This is a genomic window from Peribacillus sp. NPDC096448, from assembly GCF_044762675.1.
Lineage (GTDB): Bacteria > Bacillota > Bacilli > Bacillales > DSM-1321 > Peribacillus > Peribacillus frigoritolerans_B.
This window is the reverse complement of sequence record NZ_JBIWEU010000018.1, coordinates 18,699-35,387: the sequence shown is the minus strand read 5'-3', so window position 1 is coordinate 35,387 and position 16,689 is coordinate 18,699. Positions and strand designations below refer to the sequence as shown.

The window sequence follows — 16,689 nt, the reverse complement described above, 5'->3', positions numbered from 1 at the left end:
AGAAATTACTTTGCTTTAACAGCAGATTTAACTTTGATCAATGCTTTTCTAGCACCAGGTACATTACCTTTGATCAATAGTAGGTTACGTTCAACATCAACTTTAACGATAGCTAAGTTTTGAACAGTGATTTGTTCTCCGCCCATACGTCCTGGTAATAGTTTACCTTTGAATACGCGGTTTGGAGCTACAGGACCCATTGAACCTGGGCGACGGTGGTAACGAGAACCATGAGACATAGGTCCGCGAGATTGTCCATGACGCTTGATAGAGCCTTGGAATCCTTTACCTTTTGAAATTCCTGATACATCTACTAAATCGCCTTCAGCGAAAATACTAACATTGACTTCTTGACCGATCTCATATTCAGTAAGATCCGTTCCGCGGAATTCGCGAATGAAGCGCTTAGGAGTAGTATTTGCTTTTTCAACATGGCCCTTTTCAGGTTTGTTAGAAAGCTTTTCACGTTTGTTTTCAAAACCAACTTGAACTGCTTCATAGCCATCAGTTTCAACAGTTTTCTTTTGAAGAACCACGTTATTAGCAGCTTCGATAACTGTTACCGGAATAAGTTCACCGTTTTCAGCAAAAACTTGAGTCATACCGATTTTTCTTCCTAAGATTCCTTTGGTCATAAGTCACACCTCCTAGAGTAATTGTTCATATTTATATGAATTATAATTTGATTTCAATGTCAACGCCTGATGGTAAATCTAAACGCATCAATGAGTCAACTGTTTGTGGAGTTGGGTTAACGATGTCGATTAGACGTTTATGCGTACGCATTTCGAATTGTTCACGAGAATCTTTGTATTTATGAACCGCACGTAGGATCGTATATACCGATCTTTCAGTAGGTAATGGAATCGGACCAGATACAGCCGCACCAGAACGTTTTGCAGTTTCAACAATTTTCTCAGCAGATTGATCAAGGATTCTGTGATCATATGCTTTTAAACGTATACGAATTTTTTGTTTTGCCATAATTTTCCCTCCTTTTCGCCTATTTTAAAATAGACCTTCTCAATGGAAATTTCCCACACACTCGCCATGGCAAAGCGGCCGGGTGTGTCAGCAACCTTCCATATCATCGCAGTCAAAGACCAACATTGTCTATTATACATATAACACAAGTGAAATGCAAGTCAAACTTAGATTTTTCTTGTGCAACACACTTTTATTATTATACATACTATCACAAGTATTTACAAGTACATTCTACATGGTCTTCCGTATCCATTTTCTTCATTTGAAAAACTTCTATAAACCCATTAAATCCACTGAAGGTATTATAGAAGAAAGAATGAATATTCTTTACAAATAGAAAAGAAGCAGATGGCGTCCCATCTGCTTCTTCCGGAAGGCGTCCCTTCCAATATTGTTTTATGAATCAATTATTCTTGGATTGTAGCAACTACGCCAGCGCCTACAGTACGTCCACCCTCACGGATAGAGAATTTAGTACCTTCTTCGATAGCGATTGGAGCGATAAGTTCTACAGTCATTTCGATGTTGTCTCCAGGCATAACCATTTCTACGCCTTCAGGAAGGTTACAAATACCAGTTACGTCAGTTGTACGGAAGTAGAACTGAGGACGGTAGTTTGTAAAGAATGGAGTGTGACGTCCACCTTCTTCTTTAGAAAGAACATAAACTTCAGCTTTGAACTTTGTGTGTGGAGTGATAGTGCCTGGTTTAGCAATTACTTGTCCACGTTGGATATCTTCACGGGATACACCACGAAGTAGTGCTCCGATGTTGTCACCAGCTTCAGCATAGTCAAGAAGTTTACGGAACATTTCAACACCAGTTACTGTTGTTGGTTTAGACTCTTCGTTGAAACCGATGATGTCAACAACGTCACCGACTTTAACTTGTCCACGCTCAACACGGCCAGTTGCAACTGTTCCACGACCAGTGATAGAGAATACATCCTCAACTGGCATCATGAATGGTTTTTCAGTGTCACGAGTTGGTTCTGGGATGTACTCGTCAACAGCTGCCATTAATTCATGGATTTTTTCTTCCCAAGCTGCGTCACCTTCAAGAGCTTTTAGTGCAGATCCTTTGATAACTGGAATGTCATCGCCAGGGAATTCGTATTCAGATAGAAGATCACGAATTTCCATTTCTACTAATTCAAGTAGCTCTTCGTCATCAACCATGTCGCATTTGTTCATGAATACTACTAGGAATGGTACACCTACTTGACGAGAAAGAAGGATGTGCTCACGAGTTTGTGGCATTGGGCCATCAGCAGCAGATACTACTAGGATACCGCCGTCCATTTGTGCAGCACCAGTGATCATGTTTTTAACATAGTCAGCATGTCCTGGGCAGTCAACGTGTGCATAGTGACGGTTAGCTGTTTCATACTCAACGTGTGCAGTAGAGATTGTGATACCACGTTCTCTTTCTTCTGGAGCACCATCGATTTGGTCATAAGCGCGTGCTTCTGCGCCACCAGATTTAGCAAGTACAGTTGTGATTGCAGCAGTTAGAGTTGTTTTACCATGGTCAACATGACCAATTGTTCCAACGTTAACGTGCGGTTTTGAACGATCAAATTTAGCTTTTCCCATTAGGAATTCCTCCTTAAAATTATAAATAAAAGATTAAGTATATAGGGGCTGTGAAAGAAGACTATTTCTTCCATCACAGCTTACATAAGATAGTTATACTTTAATAAGAGATGAAAATCAATTATTCACCTTTATTTTTTTTGATGATTTCTTCAGAAATGCTCTTAGGTACTTCTTCATAATGATCGAAGTGCATAGAGAATGTTCCGCGACCTTGAGTGTTAGAACGTAATGATGTAGCATATCCGAACATTTCAGATAGTGGAACCATCGCTTTAACCATTTGCGTGTTGCCGCGAGCTTCCATACCTTCTACACGACCACGACGAGATGTGATATCTCCCATGATGTCGCCTAGGTAATCTTCTGGAATAACTACTTCCACTTTCATGATTGGTTCAAGGATGACAGGACTACATTTAGATGCTGCATTTTTAAGTGCCATAGATGCAGCGATTTTAAATGCCATTTCATTGGAGTCAACGTCATGGTAAGATCCGTCGAATAATTTAGCTTTGATGTCGACTAGCGGGTAACCAGCAAGTACACCACGGTCAAGTGAATCAACTAATCCAGCTTGTACAGCAGGGATATATTCACGTGGTACTACACCACCGACGATAGCATTTTCAAATTCGAATCCTTTACCTTCTTCGTTTGGACCAAATTCGATCCATACGTGTCCGAATTGTCCACGACCACCAGATTGGCGAACGAATTTACCTTCAACTTTAGCTGAACCACGGAAAGTTTCACGGTATGCTACTTGAGGAGCACCAACGTTTGCTTCCACTTTGAATTCACGACGCATACGGTCAACAAGGATGTCCAAGTGAAGTTCACCCATACCAGCGATGATTGTTTGACCAGTTTCTTGGTCAGTATGCGCACGGAATGTTGGATCTTCATCTTGAAGCTTTTGTAAGGCTTGAGACATTTTGTCTTGGTCTGCTTTTGATTTCGGTTCAACTGATAGAGAGATAACTGGCTCTGGGAATACCATGGATTCAAGAATTACTTGGTTCTTGTCATCACATAGAGTATCTCCAGTTGTAGTATCTTTCAAACCAACGGCTGCTGCGATATCTCCTGCATATACAGTAGAAATTTCTTCACGGCTGTTTGCGTGCATTTGAAGGATACGTCCAATACGCTCACGTTTTCCTTTAGTTGAGTTGATTACATAAGATCCTGATTCTAGTGTACCAGAGTACACACGGAAGAATGTAAGTTTACCAACGTAAGGGTCAGTCATAACTTTAAACGCTAAAGCAGAGAACGGTTCAGAATCATCTGAATGACGTTCAACTTCTTCTTCTGAATCCGGTAATGTACCTTTGATAGCTGGTACATCCAATGGAGAAGGAAGGAAGTCGATAACGTTATCAAGCATTAATTGAACACCTTTGTTTTTGAAAGCTGATCCGCAAATAACAGGGAAGAATTCAACATTAACGGTTGCTGTACGGATGGCTGCTTTCAATTCAGCAATGCTGATTTCTTCGCCGCCAAGGTATTTTTCCATTAAGTCTTCATTAACTTCTGCTACTGCTTCAATTAACTTTTCACGGTATTCTTCAGCTAATTCCCGGTGTTCTTCAGGAATTTCACCGATAGTGATATCAGTTCCTAGGTCATTACCGTAGAAATGAGTTTTCATTTCAATAAGGTCGATGATTGCAGAGAATTGATCTTCTGCTCCGATCGGTAACTGAACTGGGTGAGCGTTAGCTTGTAAACGATCGTGGATTGTTCCAACTGAATACAAGAAATCTGCACCGATTTTGTCCATTTTATTTACGAATACGACACGTGGTACACCGTAAGTTGTAGCTTGGCGCCAAACTGTTTCAGTTTGAGGCTCAACACCTGATTGGGCATCAAGTACAGCTACAGCTCCATCAAGTACGCGCAAAGAACGTTCAACTTCAACTGTGAAGTCTACGTGTCCCGGTGTATCGATGATGTTTACGCGGTGACCTTTCCACTGTGCAGTTGTTGCAGCGGAAGTGATCGTGATTCCGCGTTCTTGTTCCTGTTCCATCCAGTCCATTTGTGAAGCACCTTCGTGCGTTTCACCAATTTTATGGATTTTACCAGTGTAATATAGAACACGTTCTGTTGTTGTCGTTTTACCAGCATCGATGTGAGCCATGATACCGATATTACGAGTGTTTGCTAAGGAGAACTCTCTTGCCATTTGTCTTTCTCCTTCCTTCTATAAGGATTTTATAGTGATTAATCTTACCAGCGATAATGTGCGAAAGCTTTGTTGGCTTCAGCCATTTTGTGTGTATCTTCACGTTTCTTAACTGCTGCTCCAGTATTGTTGGCAGCATCCATGATTTCATAAGCTAAACGCTCTTCCATCGTTTTTTCTCCACGAAGGCGAGAGTAGTTTACTAACCAACGAAGTCCTAGAGTCGATTTACGGTCTGGACGCACCTCAACTGGTACTTGGTAGTTAGCTCCACCCACACGGCGTGCTTTTACTTCTAGTACAGGCATGATGTTTTTAAGTGCTTGATCGAAAACTTCGATCGGCTCATTGCCAGTACGTTCTTTGATTAAATCAAATGCAGAGTAAAGAATTTTTTGTGATTTACCTCTTTGTCCATCAACCATTAATTTGTTGATTAAGCGAGTCACAAGTTTTGAATTATATATTGGATCTGGTAATACGTCTCTTTTCGTTACAGGTCCTTTACGAGGCATTATATTTCCTCCTTTCAAGAAAGTTCAATTTTGGTTTGAGATTATTTTTTTGCTGCTTTCGGACGCTTAGTACCGTATTTAGAACGGCCTTGCATACGATTGTTAACTCCAGCTGTATCAAGAGCACCACGTACGATATGGTAACGTACCCCTGGTAAATCTTTTACACGACCGCCACGGATAAGAACCACGCTGTGTTCTTGTAGGTTGTGACCGATACCTGGGATATAAGCTGTTACCTCGATACCGTTTGTTAAACGTACACGCGCATATTTACGTAACGCGGAGTTTGGTTTTTTCGGTGTCATAGTACCCACACGAGTGCAAACACCACGTTTTTGCGGAGATGATACGTTAGTTTGTGCTTTTTTAAAGCTGTTGTAGCCTTTGTTAAGTGCTGGAGATTTTGAATTAACCTCTTTAGACTCGCGTCCTTTACGCACTAATTGATTAATAGTAGGCATTACATTTTTCCTCCCTTCACGTTTTCATTTCTAGTACCACACATCCAGGTGGTTCATAAATGGGTAAAAACAAAGTCTTTGCAAATATTATTGCAAAAACATTTTTACTTTTTAATGGCAACAGTTGCTGCTCCGACATCAATACCACATGCTTTGCCAAGCATTCTCATCGAATCAACATATGTGATAGGAACATCCAATTCTTTGGCGGTCTCAACGACACGCCCAGTCAAGTATATATCTGCATCATCAGCGATGATAACTTCTTGAATTAAATTGTTTTTAAGAGCTCTAACTGCTTGCTTCGTCCCTATAATCACTGACTTTGCCTGTATTACTTTTTCATAAGACATGGTCCATATCCTCCAAAGTTACAGGGTAACATAGGAGCACCTTTGCTATAGTATCATTATTAGTCGGATACTGTCAACTTCTTTCAAAAAAATAATTCAAGCAAAAGGTTTTCCTTACATAATTCTATTAAGATTATCAATTTGCCTAAACGGAATATATCAAATTCTCATAGGCGTTTCAGTCGGCCATGAGTAATAAGAGAGACCAGCTCAATAAATTTCTGATCCTTCAGCTCCAATCGGAAACAGGAGTCGGTTTTCAGTTTAAATTATTGAGCTGGTCCTTTTTCCATTAATCCACTGTTACTGTATCGGCACTTTCGTCAACAACGACAGGGTTTGCTTTTCTGTATCTAAGCATTCCCGTTCCCGCAGGGACAAGTTTACCGATGATGACATTTTCTTTAAGTCCAAGCAATTCATCACGTTTTCCTTTTATTGCTGCATCAGTCAAGACTCTGGTTGTTTCTTGGAATGACGCTGCGGACAAGAAGGAATCCGTTTCAAGAGATGCTTTTGTGATACCTAGCAATACAGGACGGCCTGTAGCTGGTAATTTGTTGGTCAATAATGCATCAGTGTTTGCAGTAGTGAACTGGTTGACATCCAATAATGTTCCTGGAAGCACTTCAGTTTCACCTGCATCAAGCACACGGACTTTACGCATCATTTGTCTAACCATTACCTCAATGTGCTTATCACCGATTTCAACACCTTGCATCCGGTATACTTTTTGGACTTCATGAAGCAGGTATTCCTGAACAGTAAGTACGTCTGTAACCTTCAGCAATTCTTTCGGATCGATGGAACCCTCTGTCAACTCTTCACCACGACGGACAGGCGTATCAACAGATACTCTTAAACGCGCTGTGTATGGCGCAGTATACGTGCGTGATTCAACAGCACCTTGAACAACGATTTCCTGTTGTTTATCCCGAATTTCATTGATGGAAACAATCGTTCCTTCAATTTCGGAAATGACTGCTTGACCTTTAGGATTTCTCGCTTCAAATATTTCTTGGATACGAGGAAGACCTTGAGTGATATCGTCCCCAGCAACCCCACCTGTATGGAATGTACGCATCGTCAACTGTGTACCAGGTTCTCCGATTGATTGAGCGGCAATGATACCGACTGCTTCGCCCACTTCAACTTCTTGACCGGTAGCCAAGTTGCGTCCATAACATTTTTTACATACACCATGGCTGGTGTTACATGTAAAGGCAGAACGGATCCATGCTGTTTCAATTCCAAGTGATTCAATATAGTTAGCAAGATCTTCGGTAATAAGATCGTTTTCAGCCACGATTACTTCATTTGTTTCTGGATGTCTGATCGCTTTTCTTGCATAACGGCCCACTAGGCGCTCTTCAAGATGCTCAATTATTTCAGTACCCTCTCTCAAGGCTGAAATTTTCAAGCCGCGGTCAGTTCCACAATCGTCATCACGGATGATGACATCTTGTGCAACGTCAACAAGTCGACGGGTAAGGTAACCGGAATCGGCCGTTTTAAGCGCTGTATCGGCAAGACCTTTACGCGCACCATGTGTAGAGATGAAGTACTCCAACACTGTTAAACCTTCACGGAAACTTGATTTGATCGGTAATTCAATGATACGTCCAGCCGGGTTGGCCATCAAACCACGCATACCCGCAAGCTGCGTGAAGTTGGAAGCATTACCACGGGCACCTGAGTCACTCATCATGAAGATCGGGTTGCGTCGGTCCAGTGAGTCCATAAGTTTGGACTGAATGGTATCCTTGGCAGCACTCCAAATTGAAATGACGCGGTCATAACGCTCATCCTCAGTAATAAGACCACGTCTGAATTGTTTCAAGACGTTATCCACTTTGGTTTGAGCCTCAGTAATGATTTCTTGTTTTTCTTTTAAAACGACAATATCAGCCACACCAACGGTTATACCAGCTTTTGTCGAATATTTGAATCCAAGATCTTTCATCCGGTCAAGCATTTTGGATGTTTCGGTAATTTTAAAGCGTTTAAAGACTTCCGCGATGATATTTCCAAGAATTTTTTTCTTGAAAGGATCGATAGCAGGTTGAGCCTTGATCAATTCAGGGATATTAGCGCCTTTTTCCACAAAATATTTTTCTGGAGTTTTGGTTTCCAAATTATATCGTGTCGGTTCGTTAATATACGGGAATGATTTAGGTAAAATTTCATTGAAGATCAATTTACCAACAGTTGTAATTAGAAGTTGGCCATTTTGTTCTTCAGTGAATGTTTCATTATTTAGTGACGATGCATGTACGGCACAACGTGAATGTAAGTGTACATATCCGTTTTGGTATGCAAGTAATGCTTCACTTGTATCTTTAAAGATCATACCCTCACCGATAGCGCCTTCTCTTTCCAATGTTAAGTAATAGTTACCTAATACCATATCTTGAGAAGGTGTAACGACAGGTTTACCATCTTTAGGGTTTAAAATGTTCTGTGCTGCAAGCATAAGCATGCGAGCTTCGGCTTGGGCTTCAGAAGATAGAGGAACGTGGACCGCCATTTGGTCACCGTCAAAGTCAGCGTTGTAAGCTGTACATACGAGCGGATGCAAACGAATTGCGCGACCTTCAACCAACGTTGGTTCAAATGCTTGGATCCCAAGTCTATGAAGAGTCGGTGCACGGTTCAATAGTACTGGGTGTTCTCTAATGACTTCTTCTAATACATCCCATATTTCAGGAGATAAACGTTCAATTTTGCGCTTAGCGGATTTGATGTTATGCGCTAGACCTCTTTGAACAAGCTCCTTCATTACGAATGGTTTGAATAATTCAATCGCCATTTCTTTCGGAAGACCACATTGGTACATCTTTAAGTTTGGTCCGACTACGATAACGGAACGGCCAGAGTAATCAACACGTTTACCAAGAAGGTTTTGACGGAAACGACCTTGTTTACCTTTTAACATGTGAGATAAAGATTTTAACGGACGGTTACCTGGTCCAGTTACCGGACGGCCTCGACGGCCATTATCGATAAGAGCATCGACAGCTTCTTGCAGCATACGCTTCTCATTTTGAACGATGATACTTGGTGCTCCAAGATCCAGTAGTCTTTTCAACCGATTATTACGGTTGATAACACGGCGATATAAATCATTTAAATCAGATGTGGCAAAACGCCCTCCATCAAGTTGAACCATAGGACGAAGTTCCGGCGGAATGACCGGAAGCACGTCAAGGATCATCCATGAAGGCTCATTTCCGGAGTTACGGAACGCTTCAAGCACTTCCAAGCGTTTGATTGCACGGGTTCTGCGCTGTCCTTGAGCTGTTTTAAGCTCCTCTTTCAACGACTCTACTTCCTTTTCCGTATCAATATCTTGTAAAAGTTTTTTAATAGCTTCCGCACCCATGGCAGCTTGGAATTTCTTACCGTATTTTTCACGGTATGTACGATATTCCTTTTCAGAAAGAAGTTGTTTCTTCTCTAAAGTTGTATCGCCCGTTTCAGTTACTACGTAAGATGCAAAGTAAATAACTTCTTCCAAAGCCCGTGGAGACATGTCAAGAACAAGCCCCATACGGCTAGGAATTCCTTTAAAATACCATATGTGTGAAACTGGGGCTGCCAGCTCAATATGACCCATACGCTCACGACGCACCTTAGCACGAGTGACTTCAACGCCACAACGGTCACAGACTACGCCTTTATAACGAACACGTTTATATTTTCCGCAATGACATTCCCAGTCCTTTTGAGGTCCAAAAATTCTCTCACAAAATAAACCGTCTTTTTCTGGCTTTAACGTACGATAGTTGATTGTTTCTGGTTTTTTAACTTCTCCATGGGACCAAGAACGAATCTTGTCTGGTGAAGCAAGACCAATTTTCATATACTCAAAATTATTAACGTCTAACAAGGGGCCTACCTCCCTTTTAATCTCCAGGTTTAACCCTTGATTGCCGTCAAGAGGCAATCTTACACCGGATGATGGTTGATTGAATCAATAAGGCTCTAACAAGGCAGCATGATTTTCAAATGAACATCTCGCTGCCAGTCAGAGCAGGTAATATATAACTGGATATGTTTATATTTAATTTTATTCTTTGACAGGTGCCCCTACTTCGGAAGCAACCATATCTTTAGTTTCTGAATCAAGGCTTAATTTGTCTGCTTGGTTGGCTTCATCTTCATCTTCCAAATCACGCATTTCGATTTCGCGATCTTCGGCATTGAGGATTTTAACATCCAATCCTAAACTTTGAAGCTCCTTAATCAATACTTTGAAGGACTCAGGAACGCCTGGTTCAGGGACATTTTCACCTTTGACAATCGCTTCGTACGTTTTAACACGACCTACGACATCATCTGATTTAACGGTTAGGATTTCTTGTAATGTATAAGCGGCACCATAAGCTTCAAGTGCCCATACTTCCATCTCACCGAAACGCTGTCCACCAAATTGCGCTTTACCACCAAGTGGTTGCTGCGTAACAAGGGAGTAAGGTCCAGTTGAACGCGCATGAAGTTTATCATCGACCATATGCGCCAGTTTGATCATGTACATGACACCAACTGATACACGGTTGTCGAATGCTTCACCTGAACGGCCATCATAAAGGACAGTTTTTGCATCACGGGACATCCCGGCTTCTTCAATCGTACCCCAAACGTCTTCCTCAGTGGCACCATCGAATACAGGGGATGCTACATGAATACCAAGTGCGCGTGCAGCCATACCCAAGTGTAGCTCCAACACCTGACCGATGTTCATACGTGAAGGTACACCCAATGGGTTTAACATGATGTCGACTGGAGTGCCGTCCGGTAAATAAGGCATATCTTCTTCAGGAAGAATCCTGGAGATTACCCCTTTGTTACCATGTCGTCCGGCCATTTTATCGCCTTCATGGATTTTACGTTTTTGAACGATATATACACGTGCGAGTTGGTTTACACCAGGAGGCAGTTCATCGCCGTCTTCTCTGTTGAATACTTTAACATCAAGAACGATTCCTCCGCCGCCGTGAGGTACACGAAGTGACGTATCCCTTACTTCCCGTGCTTTTTCACCGAAGATTGCATGTAATAGACGTTCCTCAGCAGTCAGTTCCGTTACACCTTTAGGCGTGACTTTACCAACGAGAAGGTCTCCGTCTTTCACTTCAGCACCCACACGGATAATTCCGCGCTCATCAAGATTACGAAGCGCATCTTCCCCTACGTTAGGGATATCACGGGTGATTTCTTCAGGCCCTAATTTTGTATCGCGTGATTCAGATTCATATTCTTCAATATGAATGGAAGTGTACACATCATCTTTAACCAATCGTTCACTCATGATGATGGCATCTTCATAGTTATATCCATCCCACGTCATGAAGGCTACCAATACGTTACGTCCAAGTGCCAACTCACCTTTTTCCATTGAAGGACCATCAGCAAGAATTTCACCTTTTACGACGTTGTCGCCAACACTTACGATAGGGCGTTGATTATAGCACGTTCCTTGGTTGGAACGAATGAATTTTAATAGACGGTATTTATCAAGATTTCCTTTTACTTGCTGCCCGTCTACTTCACTTACCCTACGTACCCATACTTCACGTGATTCAACGTGCTCTACGATACCAGGGTGTTTACAGATTACGGCAGCACCGGAGTCTTTCGCAGAAACATACTCCATACCCGTTCCTACTCGAGGGGCTTCCGGTTGAAGCAAAGGAACTGCTTGACGTTGCATGTTCGCTCCCATAAGGGCACGGTTGGAGTCATCGTTTTCCAAGAAAGGAATACATGCAGTCGCAGCAGATACAACCTGTTTAGGAGATACATCCATGTAATCTACGCGGTCACGCGGAACAACGGTATTTTCACCGCGGAAACGTGCAACAACATCATTATCAAGGAATGAGCCGTCATCCGACAGTCGTACATTCGCTTGGGCAACTACATAGTTATCTTCCTCATCAGCTGTTAAGTAATCGATTTGGCTTGTAATTTTACCCGTTTCAGGGTCCACACGGCGGTATGGTGTTTCAATGAAGCCATATGGGTTCACCTTTGCAAAACTGGATAACGAGTTAATCAAACCAATATTCGGTCCCTCAGGCGTTTCAATCGGACACATGCGGCCATAGTGGGAATAATGAACGTCACGTACTTCAAAGCCAGCACGCTCACGTGTCAGACCACCAGGTCCCAATGCAGATAGACGACGTTTATGCGTCAATTCAGCCAACGGGTTCGTTTGATCCATGAACTGGGAAAGCTGCGAGCTTCCAAAGAACTCTTTAATGGATGCAATGACCGGGCGAATGTTGATTAGTTGCTGTGGAGTGATTGTATTCGTATCCTGAATGGACATTCTTTCACGGACAACACGCTCCATACGGGATAAACCAATTCTGAATTGGTTTTGCAGCAATTCACCAACGGAACGCAGACGACGGTTACCTAAATGGTCAATGTCATCCGTGATTCCCACACCATGCAATAAATTAAAGAAATAACTGATGGAAGAAATGATATCAGCCGGTGTAATGTTTTTGACCTGGTCGGTCACATAAGCATTACCGATGATATTAATCACTTTTTCGCCTTCAGCATCGTTTGGTGCAAACACTTTAATAGGTTGAAGAAGAGTTTCTTCCTCTACCACACCACCTGATGGATGGAATGTTTTGAATCCTATTCCACCTTCGATATGAGGCAGAATCCTATCAAGAGTCCGGCGATCAAGCATAGTACCTTTTTCAACGATGATTTCTCCCGTTTCAGGATCAATCAAAGTCTCTGCAATACGTTGTCCGAATAAACGGTTCTTAATATGCAGTTTTTTGTTTATTTTATAACGGCCTACATTAGCTAAATCATAACGTTTCGGATCAAAAAAGCGTGATACTAAAAGACTTTTCGCGTTTTCGACAGTAGGCGGTTCACCTGGGCGTAGACGCTCATAGATTTCTAGTAGTGCTTTTTCTACACTCTCGGTGTTATCCTTTTCAAGAGTGTTGCGAAGGTATTCGTTGTCTCCGATCAAATCGATGATTTCTTGATCAGTTCCGAATCCAAGGGCACGCATCAATACCGTAATCGGTAATTTCCTTGTGCGGTCGATTCGAACATACACAACATCCTTGGCGTCTGTTTCGTATTCGAGCCATGCGCCACGGTTAGGAATAACGGTCGCAGAGAATCCGAGCTTACCATTTTTATCCATTTTCCCATTGTAGTAAACACTCGGTGAGCGCACTAATTGGGATACAATTACCCGTTCAGCACCATTGATGACAAATGTACCTGTTTCAGTCATCAGAGGGAAATCGCCCATGAATACATCCTGGTCTTTAACTTCCCCTGTTTCTTTGTTAACAAGGCGCACTTTCACGCGAAGTGGTGCAGAATACGTAACATCGCGTTCTTTTGTTTCTTCCACAGAATACTTCGGCTCAGCTAAGCTGTAATCGATGAATTCTAACGATAAATTACCTGTAAAATCCTCAATAGGAGAAATATCCTGGAACATTTCCTTTAAACCTACATCTAGAAACCATTGATAAGAAGCTGTTTGAATTTCAATCAGATTCGGAAGATCCAAAACCTCACTGATTCTTGCATAACTTCTACGTTGGCGGTGTCGTCCATACTGAACAAGTTGACCTGTCAACTGATTCACCCCTTAAATCAAGCGTTATAAGGATCCATTTGCCTCGGAAAAGGAATCATTTCCATAGACAAAAAGAAAATGGTTTTTATTTTAAAAACCACTATTTCTCATAAAACGAACTATTATTTATATATTTTTCCCATATTATCCATTGATTATACACCAATGGTATAAAAATTGCATAGTTACGGAATTATATATATGCATTTTATAATACTAACATAGCGAAAATTTAGAGTCAAACCTTTTTGGATAATAGTATATAGTAACCTTTTTTCTTAACGGGCACTTCAACATTTCCAAATAATTGCTCCATTTTATCCATTGCGGATGGAGCCCCTTGTTTTTTTTGAATGACAACCCATAATTCTCCACCAGCTACCAAACTGCGATAGCTTTCTTCTAAAATTTCGTGGACTACACTTTTACCTGCGCGAATGGGAGGGTTCGTAAGAATCGCTGCGAATTGATTGGAGGCAACTTTGTCAAAACGATCGCTTTCGTAAATCTTCACATTTGCGATCCCATTAGAAGCAGCATTCTCTTTTGACAATTCAACTGCCCGGCTATTTATATCAATCATTTCTATCGTTCTATCGGGATAAGCTGCCGCAATCGATATTCCGATTGGTCCATAACCGCAACCAACATCGAGAATATTTCCTTCCACAGCTTCATTAAGGTTAAAACTCTCAACCAAAAGACGCGATCCGAAATCAACTTCCTTTTTCGAAAAAACACCATTATCACTTTTGAAGCGAAATGTGCGTCCCTTTAATGTGAAATCCCAAAATTTCGGATTGCTTACGACATCCGGTTTATGTGAGTAGTAATGCTCTGTCAGAGTCATCTCCCCCTATCAGAAAGGAATATTGAAGATTTAATGAGAGAAGAGAATTGAAGAATGGATGCTTGCACGCCGGAATGTTCCATTAACGAGATCCTCGTTATGAAACCATTAACGGCTAGTTTCCGCCATTTCTTTAAAAATGAAGAAAAAAAGCCCGCCAGTGATAGCGAGCTTTTTGTTTATGCAAGATTACTTAACTTCAACGCCAGCTCCAACTTCTTCAAGTTTAGCTTTGATTTCTTCAGCTTCTTCTTTAGAAGCGCCTTCTTTGATTGCTTTTGGAGTGTTGTCAACAAGTTCTTTTGCTTCTTTAAGTCCAAGACCTGTAACTTCACGTACAGCTTTGATAACTTTGATTTTTTGATCTCCAGCAGATGTAAGGATTACATCAAACTCAGTTTTTTCTTCAGCAGCAGCGCCACCAGCAGCAGCTACAGCTACAGGTGCAGCAGCAGTTACGCCGAATTCTTCTTCGATTGCTTTTACAAGGTCGTTTAATTCTAAAACAGTCATATTTTTAACTGCTTCAATGATTTGATCTTTAGTCATTTTTATTTCCTCCTCGAAATGGTTGGTTTTTTTGAATTAGCAGGCTAAATAAGTGGTTAGCTTACGCGCCTTGTTCTTCTTTTTGCTCTGCAACAGCTTTTGTAGCAAGAGCAAGTCCGCGCATAGGTGCTTGTAGCACGCTGAGTAGCATTGAAAGTAGGCCTTCGCGTGAAGGTAGTTCTGCAAGAGCCTTAATTTCTTCGGCAGTTGCAACATTTCCTTCGATAACTCCAGCTTTGATTTCTAACGCTTCATGTTTTTTCGCAAAATCGTTAAGGATTTTTGCTGGCGCAATAACATCTTCAGTTGAGAATGCAATTGCGTTTGGACCTGTTAAAGATTCGTTCAAAGCGCTAAGTTCAGCACTTTCAGCAGCACGGCGAGTTAAAGAGTTTTTGTAAACTTTAAACTCAACGCCAGCTTCACGAAGTTGCTTACGAAGTTCTGTTACTTCAGCAACAGTCAATCCACGGTAGTCAACAACTACTGTTGATTGGCTTGAAGTTAACTTATCAGAAATCTCAGCAACGATTTTTTGCTTTTGTTCAATAATTGCGTTCATCCTTACACCTCCTGTAGATTTGCTTGAAAACATTTATACCGTTTCAAAGAAAAAGCCTTCATCTCTATTGCAGACATGAAGGCAGTAATTTCAAAAGTCATAGTCCAGGACTATTATTATCGAATTACCTCGGCAGGGAATTAAGCTCGTAATGAGCACCTACTGTCTACGGTACAAATAGTATTCATTTATTTAACAACAAAACTTATTATAGCAATAATAGTTTTGGTATGTCAATTATTTATTTGAAAGTAGAAGGATCAACTTTCACACCAGGGCCCATTGTAGTTGTTACAGAAACGTTTTTCATGTAAGTTCCTTTAGCAGCCGCAGGTTTAACTTTCAATAATGTATCATAGATAGTAGTGAAGTTTTCCACTAGTTTAGCATCCTCGAAAGATACTTTACCGATTGGAGCATGGATGTTACCAGCTTTATCTACGCGGTATTCAACTTTACCAGCTTTGATTTCATTAACAGCTTTCGTTACATCGAAAGTAACTGTGCCAGTTTTAGGGTTAGGCATTAAACCTTTAGGTCCTAATACACGGCCAAGTTTACCAACTTCACCCATCATGTCTGGAGTCGCAACGATTACATCGAATTCGAACCATCCTTGTTGGATTTTGTTGATGAAGTCAGATTCACCAACGTAGTCAGCACCAGCAGCTTCCGCTTCTTTTGCTTTTTCGCCTTTAGCGAACACTAATACGCGTTGAGTTTTACCAGTACCATTCGGAAGAACAACAGCTCCACGAATTTGTTGGTCAGCTTTCTTAGGGTCTACACCTAAACGGAAAGCCACTTCAACAGTAGCATCGAATTTTGCGAAGTTTGCTTTTTTAGCAACTTCGATTGCTTCAGTTACAGCATAAGCCTTAGAAACTTCTACAAGCTTAGCTGCTTCAAGATACTTTTTACCTTTTTTAGCCATGATATAAATCCTCCTAAATTGTGGTTTTAACGGAATGACCT

At 41.4% G+C, this 16,689-nt stretch carries 13 protein-coding genes and 1 other annotated feature; all 13 genes read right to left on the bottom strand.

All coding sequences use genetic code 11. The annotated features are described in order from the left end of the window. Positions 1–5: 5 nt before the first annotated feature. A complete protein-coding gene (gene rplC / locus ACIQ0C_RS22705) occupies positions 6–635 on the bottom strand; it encodes a 50S ribosomal protein L3 (RefSeq protein ID WP_076372869.1) in 630 nt (209 codons plus the stop codon). A 40-nt stretch (positions 636–675) separates the two neighbouring features. After that, positions 676–984, bottom strand: coding sequence for a 30S ribosomal protein S10 (gene rpsJ / locus ACIQ0C_RS22700; protein WP_019244375.1), 309 nt, complete (start codon positions 982–984; stop codon positions 676–678). 410 nt (positions 985–1,394) lie between these two features. Beyond that, on the bottom strand, positions 1,395–2,582 hold the full coding sequence (tuf, locus tag ACIQ0C_RS22695; protein WP_402843035.1) for an elongation factor Tu: 1,188 nt from the start codon (positions 2,580–2,582) through the stop codon (positions 1,395–1,397). A gap of 121 nt (positions 2,583–2,703) precedes the next feature. Next, complete coding sequence (gene fusA, locus ACIQ0C_RS22690; RefSeq protein WP_101225871.1) at positions 2,704–4,782, bottom strand: elongation factor G; 2,079 nt, start codon at positions 4,780–4,782, stop codon at positions 2,704–2,706. Between the two features lie 44 nt (positions 4,783–4,826). Then, a complete protein-coding gene (gene rpsG, locus ACIQ0C_RS22685) occupies positions 4,827–5,297 on the bottom strand; it encodes a 30S ribosomal protein S7 (protein ID WP_048677878.1) in 471 nt (156 codons plus the stop codon). Positions 5,298–5,338: 41 nt separating this feature from the next. Then, the gene (gene rpsL / locus ACIQ0C_RS22680; protein ID WP_034305038.1) at positions 5,339–5,761 is read right to left on the bottom strand and encodes a 30S ribosomal protein S12; all 423 of its coding nucleotides are present in this window, start codon (positions 5,759–5,761) and stop codon (positions 5,339–5,341) included. A gap of 104 nt (positions 5,762–5,865) precedes the next feature. Beyond that, a complete protein-coding gene (locus tag ACIQ0C_RS22675) occupies positions 5,866–6,114 on the bottom strand; it encodes a 50S ribosomal protein L7ae-like protein (RefSeq protein ID WP_034305040.1) in 249 nt (82 codons plus the stop codon). A 292-nt stretch (positions 6,115–6,406) separates the two neighbouring features. Continuing rightward, entirely contained in the window at positions 6,407–10,003 is a 3,597-nt protein-coding gene (gene rpoC / locus ACIQ0C_RS22670; RefSeq protein ID WP_402843039.1) for a DNA-directed RNA polymerase subunit beta', read from the bottom strand. Between the two features lie 180 nt (positions 10,004–10,183). Then, positions 10,184–13,753 carry a DNA-directed RNA polymerase subunit beta gene (gene rpoB, locus ACIQ0C_RS22665; RefSeq protein WP_048677874.1) on the bottom strand — a complete coding sequence of 1,190 codons (3,570 nt, stop codon included), beginning with the start codon at positions 13,751–13,753 and terminating at the stop codon, positions 10,184–10,186. Between the two features lie 238 nt (positions 13,754–13,991). Continuing rightward, complete coding sequence (locus ACIQ0C_RS22660; RefSeq protein WP_402843082.1) at positions 13,992–14,597, bottom strand: class I SAM-dependent methyltransferase; 606 nt, start codon at positions 14,595–14,597, stop codon at positions 13,992–13,994. A 195-nt stretch (positions 14,598–14,792) separates the two neighbouring features. Continuing rightward, a complete protein-coding gene (rplL, locus tag ACIQ0C_RS22655; protein ID WP_241593942.1) occupies positions 14,793–15,152 on the bottom strand; it encodes a 50S ribosomal protein L7/L12 in 360 nt (119 codons plus the stop codon). A 61-nt stretch (positions 15,153–15,213) separates the two neighbouring features. Then, the gene (gene rplJ, locus ACIQ0C_RS22650; RefSeq protein ID WP_241593940.1) at positions 15,214–15,714 is read right to left on the bottom strand and encodes a 50S ribosomal protein L10; all 501 of its coding nucleotides are present in this window, start codon (positions 15,712–15,714) and stop codon (positions 15,214–15,216) included. A gap of 39 nt (positions 15,715–15,753) precedes the next feature. Continuing rightward, positions 15,754–15,904 (bottom strand) — a sequence feature (ribosomal protein L10 leader region). Positions 15,905–15,955: 51 nt separating this feature from the next. Next, the gene (rplA, locus tag ACIQ0C_RS22645; protein WP_402843046.1) at positions 15,956–16,648 is read right to left on the bottom strand and encodes a 50S ribosomal protein L1; all 693 of its coding nucleotides are present in this window, start codon (positions 16,646–16,648) and stop codon (positions 15,956–15,958) included. Positions 16,649–16,689: the final 41 nt, after the last annotated feature.

Coding starts and splice junctions, on each gene's coding strand:
- tuf (WP_402843035.1), bottom strand. CDS start 2,582: ATGGGAAAAGCTAAATTTGATCGTTCAAAACCGCACGTTAACGTTGGA.
- rplC (WP_076372869.1), bottom strand. CDS start 635: ATGACCAAAGGAATCTTAGGAAGAAAAATCGGTATGACTCAAGTTTTT.
- rpsL (WP_034305038.1), bottom strand. CDS start 5,761: ATGCCTACTATTAATCAATTAGTGCGTAAAGGACGCGAGTCTAAAGAG.
- ACIQ0C_RS22675 (WP_034305040.1), bottom strand. CDS start 6,114: ATGTCTTATGAAAAAGTAATACAGGCAAAGTCAGTGATTATAGGGACG.
- rpsG (WP_048677878.1), bottom strand. CDS start 5,297: ATGCCTCGTAAAGGACCTGTAACGAAAAGAGACGTATTACCAGATCCA.
- rplL (WP_241593942.1), bottom strand. CDS start 15,152: ATGACTAAAGATCAAATCATTGAAGCAGTTAAAAATATGACTGTTTTA.
- rplA (WP_402843046.1), bottom strand. CDS start 16,648: ATGGCTAAAAAAGGTAAAAAGTATCTTGAAGCAGCTAAGCTTGTAGAA.
- fusA (WP_101225871.1), bottom strand. CDS start 4,782: ATGGCAAGAGAGTTCTCCTTAGCAAACACTCGTAATATCGGTATCATG.
- rplJ (WP_241593940.1), bottom strand. CDS start 15,714: ATGAACGCAATTATTGAACAAAAGCAAAAAATCGTTGCTGAGATTTCT.
- rpsJ (WP_019244375.1), bottom strand. CDS start 984: ATGGCAAAACAAAAAATTCGTATACGTTTAAAAGCATATGATCACAGA.